At 72.6% G+C, this 11,335-nt stretch carries 11 protein-coding genes and 1 pseudogene; 6 read left to right on the top strand and 6 right to left on the bottom strand.

All coding sequences use genetic code 11. The features are described 5' to 3' along the window. A pseudogene (locus B9G38_RS17830) lies at positions 1 to 123 on the top strand (geranylgeranylglycerol-phosphate geranylgeranyltransferase); the annotation flags it as partial. 164 nt (positions 124 to 287) lie between these two features. Here B9G38_RS17830 and yciH read toward each other — a convergent pair. The 5 genes from yciH to B9G38_RS11310 all read right to left on the bottom strand — a co-directional run bounded on the left by yciH (position 288) and on the right by B9G38_RS11310 (position 6,630). After that, entirely contained in the window at positions 288 to 581 is a 294-nt protein-coding gene (gene yciH, locus B9G38_RS11330; protein WP_004596695.1) for a stress response translation initiation inhibitor YciH, read from the bottom strand. 54 nt (positions 582 to 635) lie between these two features. After that, positions 636 to 2,792, bottom strand: coding sequence for a transglutaminase domain-containing protein (locus B9G38_RS11325; protein ID WP_086220439.1), 2,157 nt, complete (start codon positions 2,790 to 2,792; stop codon positions 636 to 638). Then, complete coding sequence (locus B9G38_RS11320) at positions 2,777 to 3,979, bottom strand: DUF58 domain-containing protein (RefSeq protein ID WP_086220438.1); 1,203 nt, start codon at positions 3,977 to 3,979, stop codon at positions 2,777 to 2,779. Before B9G38_RS11320 ends, B9G38_RS11325 begins: the two co-directional genes overlap by 16 nt. Positions 3,980 to 4,006: 27 nt before the next feature. Further along, a complete protein-coding gene (locus tag B9G38_RS11315; protein ID WP_086220437.1) occupies positions 4,007 to 5,047 on the bottom strand; it encodes a MoxR family ATPase in 1,041 nt (346 codons plus the stop codon). Positions 5,048 to 5,262: 215 nt separating this feature from the next. Next, on the bottom strand, positions 5,263 to 6,630 hold the full coding sequence (locus B9G38_RS11310; protein ID WP_086220436.1) for a dihydroorotase: 1,368 nt from the start codon (positions 6,628 to 6,630) through the stop codon (positions 5,263 to 5,265). Positions 6,631 to 6,757: 127 nt separating this feature from the next. On the opposite strand from B9G38_RS11310, the gene B9G38_RS11305 reads away from it, so the two are divergent. The 4 genes from B9G38_RS11305 (at position 6,758) to B9G38_RS11290 (ending at position 10,057) form a co-directional block, all read left to right on the top strand. After that, a complete protein-coding gene (locus B9G38_RS11305) occupies positions 6,758 to 7,279 on the top strand; it encodes a hypothetical protein (protein WP_086220435.1) in 522 nt (173 codons plus the stop codon). 87 nt (positions 7,280 to 7,366) lie between these two features. Beyond that, complete coding sequence (locus B9G38_RS11300; RefSeq protein ID WP_086215416.1) at positions 7,367 to 7,606, top strand: hypothetical protein; 240 nt, start codon at positions 7,367 to 7,369, stop codon at positions 7,604 to 7,606. Positions 7,607 to 7,697: 91 nt separating this feature from the next. Then, positions 7,698 to 9,068: a serine--tRNA ligase gene (gene serS, locus B9G38_RS11295; protein WP_086220434.1), complete on the top strand. Its 1,371-nt coding sequence runs from the start codon at positions 7,698 to 7,700 to the stop codon at positions 9,066 to 9,068. A 92-nt stretch (positions 9,069 to 9,160) separates the two neighbouring features. Continuing rightward, on the top strand, positions 9,161 to 10,057 hold the full coding sequence (locus tag B9G38_RS11290; RefSeq protein WP_086220433.1) for an NmrA family NAD(P)-binding protein: 897 nt from the start codon (positions 9,161 to 9,163) through the stop codon (positions 10,055 to 10,057). 30 nt (positions 10,058 to 10,087) lie between these two features. Here the strand turns inward: B9G38_RS11290 and B9G38_RS11285 are convergent, their stop codons facing one another. Beyond that, entirely contained in the window at positions 10,088 to 10,690 is a 603-nt protein-coding gene (locus tag B9G38_RS11285; protein ID WP_086220432.1) for an LURP-one-related/scramblase family protein, read from the bottom strand. Between the two features lie 129 nt (positions 10,691 to 10,819). On the opposite strand from B9G38_RS11285, the gene B9G38_RS11280 reads away from it, so the two are divergent. Continuing rightward, a partial coding sequence (locus B9G38_RS11280; protein WP_233127197.1) for a hypothetical protein occupies positions 10,820 to 11,335 on the top strand: 516 nt, incomplete at its 3' end.

Here is an 11,335-nt window from a genome sequence, read left to right as displayed (position 1 = left end):
GTGATGCTGTACGCGACCTACGAGAGCTTCGCCGACCCCGCCGCCGCGCAGCGCCGATTTAAGTACGGGACGTTCCTCGCGGCGGCGGCGTTCGTCGTCGGTCGGGCGGTCGTGATCGCCTGAGGCGAGCGGACGGGTCGCAACGGTCGCGCGAGGGGGATGACACGAACCGCGTCGGTCGCCCGAGACGGACGGAGCCGCCGCTCGCGGACGCGGGCTACTTAAAAACCAAACCCGGAACCGCTTCGGTTCGAACCGACGCTCGACGGCGGACGGTCAGGTGACGGTCACGCGACGTTGAAGCCCTTGTCGCGGAGGAAGTCCTCCACGCGACCCGAGTGGTTCCCCTGGAGTTCGATGGCGCCGTCCTCGACGGTGCCCCCGCAGGCGAACTTCGACTTGAGATCCGACGAGAGGGAGCTCAGGTCCACGTCCTTGGGGTCGAATCCTTCGATGACCGTTACCTCCTTACCGTACCTGCGCTCGTCGATGCGGATGCTGATCTGCTGGGACTCCTTCGCGACGTCCTCGCAGACGCAGAGTTCCTGGGGCAGTCCGCACGTCGAGCAGACTTCCGACATTACAGCCTGAGTCTACAGGATGCCCATATTAAATAGTGTCGGGAAGCCCCCCGTTCAGCGGACGAACCGCCCGACGAGCGGCAGCCGTTCGAGCGCGAGCCGGCGCACGGCCCGCCGGGCCTCGTCGGCCTCGGCGCGCGTCACCGACCCGGCGTACGCGGCGCGCTCGTACGCGGCGGCGACGGTCTCGACGCGCTCGTCCGCGCCGAGCGTCCGGACCGCGTCGACGTAGCTCCGCGGCGTCTCCCCCGGGCGCCGCTCGCGGTAGCGCCCGGCCAACAGCCGTTCGAGGTCCCCGAACGCGCGCTCGGCGTCCGCCCTCGGATCGCGCCGCCGCCGCGGGAGCGCCGGACGAATCCGACGGTGAACTCGTCCCGCGAGTCCCGTCCGGCGGACCCCCGCGACGCCGAGCCCCGCGACGAGCAGCCAGTAGAGCGCGGTCTCCGGGTCGGGGAGCGACCCGAGCGGGCCGCCGTCGCTCCCGTCCGCCTCGGATCCCCTCGCCGACCGCGTGGCCGCCGCCGGAATGGTTCCGGTCCGGGTCCCGTCGAGCCGCGCGATGTCGGTGGGACCGACCGCGCCGCCGCCGCTCGCGTTCCCGACCGTCGAGTCGTTCGTCCCCCCGCTCGGCGCGTCGTCGGTCGTCTCCGCGTCGGTCTGGTTCGGTTCGGGGTCCGGCGTCCGGTCCGGGACGGACGCGTCCGTGTCGACGTTCTCCGTCCCGTCGGCGCGCGCCTCCGCGAGCCGGGTCGCCCGCGTCTCGTCGCGCGGCCCGGACGGGGTCGGGTCGAACGCCACCCAGCCGTGGTCCGGCACGTAGATCGACACCCACGCGTGGGCGTTCTGTCCCCGGACGACGTACTCGTCGTCGCCCACCCGCTGGCCCGGGGTGTAGCCGGTCTCGAAGCGCGTCGGGATCCCCTGCGACCGGAGCATCGCCGCCATCGTCGTCGCGAAGTACACGCAGTACCCGGCGTCCATCTCGAAGAGGAACGCGTCCGCCACGTCCCCCTCGGGCTCCTCGACGGTCAGCGTGTACTCGTACTCCGAGCGGAGGTACGCCTCGACCGCGGCCGCCTGCTCGTACGGCGACTCCGCGCCCGCGACAGCGACGATCTCCTCCGTTCGGTCGCCGACCCGCCCGGGCGTGCTCTCGGGCAGCTGCGTGTACCGCTCCTCGATGGCCGTCGGGTAGTCGTCGCTGGCGTTCCGGAGCGCCGCGGGGTCTGCGTCGAGCACGCGGCTCCGGACGACCGCCCCGTCGCCCGGTTCGAGCGGCTCCGCGAGCCGGAGGCTCCCCCGCTCGTCGACCTCGACCGCGCCGCCGCCCAGAGCCGAGACCGGCTTCCACGGCGCCGGCAGCGCGGTCGACTCGGTCTCCGAGGTGATCCGCGTCTCGACGAGGTCGCTCGCGCCCGGCGGACCCGACAGCGAGCCGTTGACCGCTGACCGCTCGCCGCTCCGCACCCACCCATCGCCGGTGTAGGTGTCGTACGCGCCGGTGTGCCAGTTCCGCTCGACCGGGCTCTCGATCGTGTACCGCACCTCCGGCGAGAGCCGCGTCGATCCGACGACGTCCAGCTCGTCGTCGCCGCTCAGGCTCGACTCTAACGTCGTCGTCCCGCGGTCGAGCCCCAGCGGGGCCGCCGCCCCCGCCGGGATCACGGTGACGGTCGCGCTCGCGACGACCATCGCGGCGACCACCACGGCGAACGTCCCCGCGTGGCCGCGGCGCCGGCTCGGCGTCGAGAGCGTCGCGAGGCCGACGGCGAGCGCCAGGCCGACGACCCCGGCGACCGCGGCTCCCGTCTCGGCGTCGCCGGTCAACACGAGGAAGCCGAGCGTCCCTCCCGCGACCGACGCGGCCGCGACGTGTCGCCCGCGCCCGACGAAGTAGCCGACGAGGAACGTCGGCACCGGCGCCACCGCGAGCACCCAGACGTCCGCGAGCGCCAGCCGCAACACGGAGAGCCCGGTCGACAGCGCGAGGAGGTCCAAGGTGACGCTCCGCGCCGTGAACAGCGCTCGCCGGCTCTCGGGGATCGCGAGGACGTAGGCGGCGAGCCCCGCGGCGAGGAGGAGGCCGGCCAGCCACAGCGCGGTCCGCTCGCCGACGGCCCGCGCCAGCGCGACGCCGCCGAGGCCGGCGAGCGCGACGACGCCGGCGGTCCGTCCCGTCCCGCCGACGACGTTCGTTATTTGGAAGAACACGGCGAGGTACGCCGCGCTGACGACCGCGCCGCCGACCCCGCGGTCGTCGGCGACGCCACCTCCCCGGGGTCCGCCGCGCTCTCGGCTCGGCGCGGGCCGTGGGCTCCGGTCGGCGTGCCCTCCTCCTCGGCCTCGCGGCGCAGGTCCGCGAAGGAGACCGCCCGGTCGCCCGTGCGGAACCGGGCGCCGTCCGCCCCGGCGACGACCGTCACGTCGGCCTCGTCGTCGGCCACAGCTCCCGGGCCGGTCACCGCCGCCAGCTCCAGCACCTCGCGTCGACCGCGGCCGCCCGGTGCCGCCGAGACGCGACCGCCGGGGAGCCGCACGTCGACCGGGACCCCGTCGTCGAGCAGCGCCAGCGCGAGACTCACCGCCGCCCGGGCGAGCTCGTCGGCCGCGACCGCGCTCGCGGCCCGGTCGGTGTCGCCGTGGTCGATACCGGCGAACACCGGTCGTTCCTTCCCGCTGCCGACGTCTGTCCCGCCCGCGATCGTCACCCGGTTCCGCGCGGTCTCGGCCGCGAACTCCTTGACGACGATCTCGTCTCGCTTGGCGGTCGTCGCCCAGTGGACGTCGCGGACCGCGTCGCCACGGGTGTACTCGCGGAGCCGGTCGAACTCCTCCCGTTGCCGGCTCACGTCGACCGCGTCGGCCGCGTACAGCGCCCGCCGGAACCGCGTCGGCATCGGGTCGCGGGGCGGGTACACCGTCACGGCGTCGGTCTCGTCGACGACCAGTTCGCGCTCGAAGAGGCCGAACACGTCGGTCACGGTGAGGTCGATCGGTCCGAGGGTCCGCTCGCCGCGCTCGCGGTACGTCACGCGGTACGACACCGGCTCAGTGCCGACGGACGCTCGGATCGGCGCCGTCGGCCCGTCGAGCCCCTCGTCTACCCGGACAGACACGTCGGCGAGGAACGACGGGGAGGCGTCGCCGCCCCCGACCGCGTCGGGTCCGAACTCCAGGCGGACCTCCCGCGTCTCCCCGACGAATCCGTCGGCGGGCGCCACGTGGCGGACCGCGGGCACGTCGACCCGCAACACTTGGACGTAGCCGGCCGCGAGCGCGATGGCGACCGGGATCACGATCGCGTCTAAGGCGCGGCCGCCTGCTGCGAACGCGCTGGCGGCTGCGACGAGGCCGACGACGCCGGCGACGCGCCCTCGTCGGGTGAGCGCTGGCGTCATCGGCGCGAGGGGGGCGTCATGGGCGGGTCACTCCACGCGAATCCGGTCGAGCGCGTCGCTGACGACGTCCGCGCCGTCGGTCCCGCCCGACTCGGTCCGGACCCGATGCGAGAGCACCGTCGGCGCCTCGGTCTGAACGTCGTCCGGGATCACGTACCCGCGGCCGTTGAGCGCGGCGCGGGCCTGCGACGCGCGGATCAGCGCGAGGCTCCCGCGCGGGCTCGCCCCGAGCTTCGCGTTCCGCCGGGTGAACACCGCGAGCCGGGCCACGTACTCCCGGACCGCCTCCGAGGCCTCGACCTCGCCGACGACCCGGCGGGCCGCCCGCACGTCCGCGATCGTCGCGACCGGCTCGACCGAGTCGACCGGGTGGTCGCCGGTGAGCCGCCCGAGGATCGCGGCCTCCTCCTCGGTGTCCGGGTAGCCGAGCCGGATCTTCTTCGTGAACCGGTCGACCTCCGCGACCGGAAGCTCGTACGTCTGTCCCGGCTCCACGTCGTTCTGGGTCGCGATCACGCAGAACGGGTCCGGCAGCTCGCGGGTGGTCCCGTCGGTCGTCACCTGGTTCTCCTCCATCGCCTCCAAGAGCGCCGACTGCGTCTTCGGCGGGGCGCGGTTGATCTCGTCGCCCAGCACGACGTTCGCGAACACCGGACCGGGCTGGAAGTCGAACTCGTCGGTGCGGCGGTTGAACACGTTGACGCCGGTGACGTCGGAGGGAAGGAGGTCGGGGGTGAACTGGACGCGCTTGAACGAGCCGTCGATCGAGCGCGCGACCGACTTCGCGAGCGTCGTCTTCCCGACGCCCGGCACGTCCTCCACGAGCAGGTGGCCGCGCGCTAGCACGGTGACGAGGACGTGTTCGACCGCGTCTCGCTTGCCGACGATCACGTCCTCGACCTCCTCGACGATGCGGTCCGCGAGCGTGGCGACGTCCGCGGGGGTCTCCGGTCCGCTCCCCGCGCCGGCCCCGGTCGTCGCTCCCGCGGCCTCGGCGTCGCTCGATTCCGCGTCGGCCGACCCCGCGGGACCCGTCCCGACCGGCCCGGACTCTCCGGGGTCGGTCATGTCCGGCCGACCTCGTCCGGGTCGGGCTCCCGCCCCGAGGCGACCGTGCGAATGCTCCCCGTGGTCATCGATATACACCGGCTAAGGCGAGCAACGGCATATGCGTTCCGCCGCCCCCGATCCGCCGTCGCGGCCGATTTCGGCGTCTCGGCCGTCGATCGCCCGGACGCGCCGTTTCCGCACAGCGCTCCGCGATTCCCTTCGATTCCCCGCGATTACGACTCCCTGACGTTCCGCCCGACGGGCTCGCCGAACGACGCCGCCCCCGTCGCCGGGTCGCGTTCGTAGACGACCTCGCCGCGGACGAGCGTCACCTCGGGGAAGACCCCGCGGAGCCCCTCGAATGGGGTCCACGCGGGGGCGCTGTGGAGCGCGGCGGCCTCGATCTCGCGGGGGTCGGCGATGTCGACGAGGACGAGGTCGGCGTCGCGCCCCGCCGCGACCCGCCCCTTCCGGTCGAGGCCGAATATCTCGGCCGGGTTCGCGGCGACCACGTTCCGGACGCGTTCGAGCGACAGTTCGCCCGTCCGCGCCGACTCCAGGAGCAGGGGGTACAGCGTCTCCACGCCCGGCACGCCGCTCGGCGCGTCGACGAGTCCCCGCCGCTTCTCCTCGACCGTGTGAGGCGCGTGGTCAGTCGCGACCACGTCGACGTCGCCCGCGGCGAGCCGGGCGAACAGTGCCTCGCGGCGCTCTTCCGACCGGAGGGGCGGGTTCATCCGCCCGAACGTGCCGAGCGACCGCGCCCGCTCGCGGGAGAGGTAGAGGTGGTGCGGCGTCACCTCGCAGGTGACCAGTGCGGTGTCGGCGTCGCCCCCGTCCTCGTCGGCTCCAGACCCGCCCTCGCGGGCCTCCGTCACCGCGTCGACCGCCTCCGGCGTCGAGGTGTGCGCGACGTGGAGCTGGGCGTCGCGCTCCGCGGCCGTCGCGAGCGCGCGCTCGACCGCGGCGACCTCGGCGTCGGCCGTCCGATAGGCGGACCACGCGTTGGCGGTCGCGGCCGTGCCGACCCCGCCGAGGTCGCCGTTGAGCGCGCCGTCGTCGAACAGCGTCGCGTCCTCGGCGTGGACCGTGACCGGCACGTCGCGGGCGCTCGCCTCGTCAAGCGCGTCGGCGAACAGGTCGGCGTCGATCCCCATGTCGCCGGTCGAGTCCGCGAGGAACACCTCGCCGAGCGCGAAGAGGCGCCGATCGAACAGCTCCTCGGGGTCCCAGTCGGGGGTCACGCCGCCGTTGATCCCGTAGTCGACGAGCGAGTCGGCCGCGAGCGCGGCCTTCTCGTCGAACGCCGCGCCGTCGACCGTCGGGGGCGAGGTGTTCGGCTGGTCGACGACGGTCGTGACCCCGCCGGCGGCCGCGCTCTCGGACCCGGAGGTCCACGTCTCCTTGTGCCCCCCGCCGGGCTCCCGGAAGTGGACGTGGACATCGACAGCGCCCGGCAGGAGGTGCCTCCCGCGGGCTTCGAGGACGCGCTCGCCGCCGTCGGCGCCGAGCCCCTCGGCGACCGCGTCGATCCGTCCGTCGTCGCCGATACGCACGTCTCGCACCCGGCCGTCGGCCAGCGTCGCGCCCGTGATGAGCATCGTTGTCGGCCGGTCGCGGCGAGCGGGATAAACGCTGGTGGTTCCGGGCGGGCGCCGGCCGACCGCGACGGCGGCGCCTCGCAGGTCACCACAAGAGGTTTGCCGCCCGCGGCGGCTCGTCTCGCGCATGGTCTCGCCCGTCCCCGCTCCGTCGGTTCCGCTCTCCCTCGCTCCCGCGGTCGTCGATTCGGTCGTCGGCTGGCTGTGGACGCTCGCGCTGCTGGGCTTCCCCGGGCTCGTCGCCGCGGGACTGTGCGCGCCGTTCCTCGCGGCGTCGCGCCTCCGGGCGCTGTTCGAGGCGCTTCCCCCGGCGGGGCGGGTCCTCCCCTCGTACCTTGCGGTCGCGGTCGGGCTCTCCGTCCCGTACCTCGTCGGGGTCGGCCTCACGGTGGCGCGCGCCGGCGAGGCGGGGACCGCGTGGAGTTCGGGGCTCCTCTCAACGGCGCTTCTCGGCGGCGTCCTCGTCGGCCTCGTCGCCCCGGCGGCCGCGGTCGCCGGGCTGCCGCGGTTCGGGGTCGACTGGGACCCGACGGGATACGGCGTCGGGACGTGGCTCCTCCTCGGCGCCGCCGGCCTCTGGTACGCGGTCGTCGCCGCCGTGCCGCTCGCCGCGCTCGCCGTCGGGATGGCGTTACCGGGCGGGTACTGACGGCGACGCGCGAACCGGGCGACCCGACTCCGCGGGACCTCCCGATTCCATAACACTTTGTTGCCTCGCGTCGAGACTCCCCCGCGCATGCTCCCCGCACCATTCCGGCTGTTCTTCGTTGCCGTCCCCCTCCTCGTTAGCGCCGGCGCGCTGGCGATGGCGGCGTTCCCGCGAAAGATGACGAGCTGGCAGACCCGCTCGCCAGACGGATCGACGGGGCGGATCGAACCGAGCGACACGCGGATCCTGCTGATGCGCGTGATGGGCGTCGTCGTCGCCGCGCTCGCCCTCCTGATGGCGTTCGGTACGTTCTCGTTCATCCCCTGAGGCCCGCGGTTCCGCGCTCCGGCCCGAATCCTTGTCACGCGGTGACGACGCTCCGATACGGTTTTGGGTCGCCCCGCGGAACTGCCGACAAATGCTGTCTCGACAGTTTGTCCGGGAGAACCCCGAGGTCGTCCGCGAGGCGCTCGACAACAAGGGCGTCGACGTCGACCTCGACCGGATACTCGACGTCGACGAGGAGTGGCGGAAGCTGAAACAGCGCGGCGACGACCTGCGCCACGAGCGCAACGAGGTCTCCTCGACGATCGGCGAGCTGAAAGCCGCCGGCGAGGAGGAGGCGGCCCAGGAGGCGATCGAGCGCTCCCAGGAGCTCAAGTCGGAGCTCCAGGAGGTCGAGGCGCGCGCCGACGAACTGGAGCGCGAACTGGAGGCGTCGCTGCTCGAACTGCCCCAGATCCCCCAAGACTCCGTGCCGGTCGGCGCGGACGAGTCGGAGAACGTCGAGGTGCGCCGCGAGGGGTTCGACGACCACCGCGAGGTCCCCGCCGACGTGGAGCCGCACTACGACCTCGGTGAGGACCTCGAGATCCTCGACTTCGAGCGCGGCGCGAAGGTCGCCGGCGGCGGGTTCTACGTCGCGAAGGGCGACGGCGCGCGCCTCGAGCACGCGCTGATCCAGTTCATGCTCGACGTTCACCGCGAGCAGGGGTACGAGGACGTGTTCCCGCCGATCCCCGTCAACTCCGCGTCGATGCGCGGCACCGGCCAGCTGCCGAAGTTCACCGAGGACGCCTACCGCGTCGAGGGGTCGAACGCCGAGGAGTACGACGACGACGACCTCTGGCTGCTCCCCACCGCGGAGGTGCCCGTCACGAACCTCCACCGCGACGAGATCCTGCTCGGCGAGGACCTCCCGCTCAAGTATCAGGCGTACACGCCGAACTTCCGGCAGGAGGCGGGCGAACACGGCACCGAGACGCGCGGCATCGTCCGCGTCCACCAGTTCAACAAGGTGGAGATGGTGAACTTCGTCCGGCCCGAGGAGAGCGACGAGCGCTTCGAGGGGCTCGTCGACGAGGCCGAGGAGGTGCTCCGGCGGCTCGAACTCCCCTACCGCATTCTGGAGATGTGTACCGGCGACCTCGGGTTCACGCAGGCGAAGAAGTACGACGTCGAGGTGTGGGCGCCCGCGGACGACATGGACGAGGGCCCCGAGCAGGGCGGCCGCTGGCTGGAGGTCTCCTCGGTCTCCAACTTCGAGGATTTCCAGGCGCGCCGCGCCGGGATCCAGTACCGCGAGGAGCACCACGAGTCCGCGGAGTACCTCCACACCCTGAACGGCTCGGGGCTCGCGGTCCCCCGGATCGTCGTCGCGATCTTGGAGTACTACCAGAACGACGACGGCACCGTCACCGTTCCCGAGGCGCTGCGCCCGTACATGGGCGGCACCGAGGTCATCGACGGCCACGACGCGGTCGGCGAGTCGAAGCTGGGCGGGGAGTAGGCAGGCGGCGCGAGCGGAGCAGACGCCGACTCAGGGCTTTCCCGCCAGAACCGAGGGCTGACCCTCTTATACGCGAGCCGCGAACGGGACGTATGAAACGCGGCTTGACCGACGGAGACGGCTCGGGGCGACCGACCGCGGACCGCGTCCTCGTTACCGGCGCGACCGGGACCGTCGGCGAGCCCCTCGTCCGCGAACTCTCGGACGGGGACGCGTCGGTCCGGCTCGCGACTCGGAGCCCGGACGACGCACGCGAACGGTTCGGTGAGGGGCCGGAGTACGTCGAGTTCGACCTCGCTCACCCCGAGACGTGGGGGGCGACGCTGGCGGACGTCGACCGACTCTTCCTCCTGTACCCGCCGGGGAGCGCGGTGAGCGACGTCACCGAGTTCGCGGACGCCGCCGACCGAGTGGGCGTCGAACACGTCGCCTTCCTGTCGATCCTCGGCGCGGAGAAGTTCCCTGTCCTTCCGCATCGCCGGATCGAGACGCACATCGCGGGGACGGACCTCGCACACACCTTCCTCCGCGCCTCGTGGTTCGCTCAGAACCTGAGCGAGATCCACCGCCGAGAGATCGTCGAGCGCGACGAGATATTCGTCCCGGCCGGCGACGGCGTCCTGAGCTTCACCGACGCGCGGGACGTCGCGGCGGTCGCCGCGACCGTCCTCACCGAGCCGGGACACCGGGACCGCGCCTACGACCTCACCGGTCCGGCCGCGCTCGACTTCGAGGAGGTGGCCGAGATCTTCTCAGAGGTGCTCGACAGGCCGATCGAGTACGCCGACCCGTCGCGGCTGACGTTCGCGCGACAGATGTATCGACGCAGGTTCTCTCCGGGGTTCGTCGCGTTCATGGTCGCGGAGTACTCCGTCGTTCGGCTGGGCCGCTCCGGGCGGACGACCGACGACGTCGAGGCGCTACTGGGTCGCCCGCCGCGAACGGTCCGCGAGTTCGTCGAGGACTACACCGACGAGTTCCGGGCGTAGCGCGAGCCGGAATCCCGCGCTGCCCCGATCCTACTTGTTCTCTAGGGCGTCGAGGATACACGCGGCGGCGATCACCGCCTCCTTCGGCACGCCGCTCGCGTCGTCGATGGTGACCGTGTAGGCGTCGCGCATCGAGAACTGCCCCGCGATGTCGCCGACGTGGCCGCCGTCGGCGTCGAATATCTCGTACTTGTTCGGGATCAGGTTCGCGGGGCCGACGAGGTGCCGGAGCGCGGACAGCACCTTGTTTTTCGACCGGATCGTCGCCAGCGCCTCGCCGGTGTCGGGGTCGCGAATCGTCCAGTTCTCGACGAGAAGCGAGAGGTCCTCGTCCAAGACGACGACCTCCTCGCCGGTGCCCGCGTCGGTGATCGCGTAGTTGCCCGCGACGTCCATGATGCCGCCGGCCTTCACCGAGAAGGCGTCCTCGCCGTCGGCGGTGACGAACGGGAACTCCTCCTTCAGCTTGAACATCTTCTGTTTCCCGCGGAGGACGACGTCGCCGGCGCCGTCGCGGACGGCGTACTTGTTCCGGACGAGCGACTGTTTGACCTCGTAACGGTCGTCGCTGAGGTCGACGGTAGAGATGTCGTACGTGTCCGACTCGGACGGGGAGGTGGAGGGATCGTCCATGGGTGGCGAAGGGCGTCACCGCCGGAAAAATCTCCCGCTCTCTGACGGCGCTCGCGCCCGGACGCGGTGGCTCAAGCGATCGTCGTAGCCTCCGGCACCCCTTTTCAACGGCGAGTCGTCGTGACGATGATGTCTCGGTTCGCGCTCGTCGCGGTCGCTTGCCTCGTCGTCCTCACCGGCTGCCTGTCGGGCGGCGCCCCGGACTGTCCCGCGATCGGACCGGACGGCGAGCGGGTCGACGACCCGGTGTGTCCGGACGAACGGGCGGGCGGCCTCTCGCTGTCCCTCGAACGGGACGCCGAGACCGTCCGCGTCACCGCCACGAACGTGGGGAACGAAACGGTGCCGGTCAACCCGGACCAGTGGGTCGTCTTCCGGAACGCCGCGGAGCGGGGAGCGGACGCCCCCGAGTGGGAGACGGCCGCGAACGCCCCGGCGGGGGTCCACAACCTGACCGTGCGGGAGCTGCCCCCGGACGAGACGGAGACGTGGGAGATCCGCTACGACCCGACCGCGTCGGGGGCGTCCGACCGCCGCGACGCGGTGCTCGACCGACCGGGCAAGTACCCCTTCCCGCTCGGGGCGGCCGCGCCGGCCCCGGCCCTCCCCTTCCCGCACGCGCGCGCGCTCACGCCCGCCACCGCC

The organism is Halorubrum sp. SD612, from assembly GCF_002135005.1.
This window is presented reverse-complemented; position numbering and strand designations above follow the sequence as displayed.

Bases quoted from the DNA above. Each gene is read 5' to 3' on its own strand.
- yciH (WP_004596695.1), bottom strand. From the start codon at position 581: ATGTCGGAAGTCTGCTCGACGTGCGGACTGCCCCAGGAACTCTGCGTC.
- B9G38_RS11320 (WP_086220438.1), bottom strand. From the start codon at position 3,979: ATGACGCCAGCGCTCACCCGACGAGGGCGCGTCGCCGGCGTCGTCGGC.
- B9G38_RS11315 (WP_086220437.1), bottom strand. From the start codon at position 5,047: ATGACCGACCCCGGAGAGTCCGGGCCGGTCGGGACGGGTCCCGCGGGG.
- B9G38_RS11310 (WP_086220436.1), bottom strand. From the start codon at position 6,630: ATGCTCATCACGGGCGCGACGCTGGCCGACGGCCGGGTGCGAGACGTG.
- B9G38_RS11305 (WP_086220435.1), top strand. From the start codon at position 6,758: ATGGTCTCGCCCGTCCCCGCTCCGTCGGTTCCGCTCTCCCTCGCTCCC.
- B9G38_RS11300 (WP_086215416.1), top strand. From the start codon at position 7,367: ATGCTCCCCGCACCATTCCGGCTGTTCTTCGTTGCCGTCCCCCTCCTC.
- serS (WP_086220434.1), top strand. From the start codon at position 7,698: ATGCTGTCTCGACAGTTTGTCCGGGAGAACCCCGAGGTCGTCCGCGAG.
- B9G38_RS11290 (WP_086220433.1), top strand. From the start codon at position 9,161: ATGAAACGCGGCTTGACCGACGGAGACGGCTCGGGGCGACCGACCGCG.
- B9G38_RS11285 (WP_086220432.1), bottom strand. From the start codon at position 10,690: ATGGACGATCCCTCCACCTCCCCGTCCGAGTCGGACACGTACGACATC.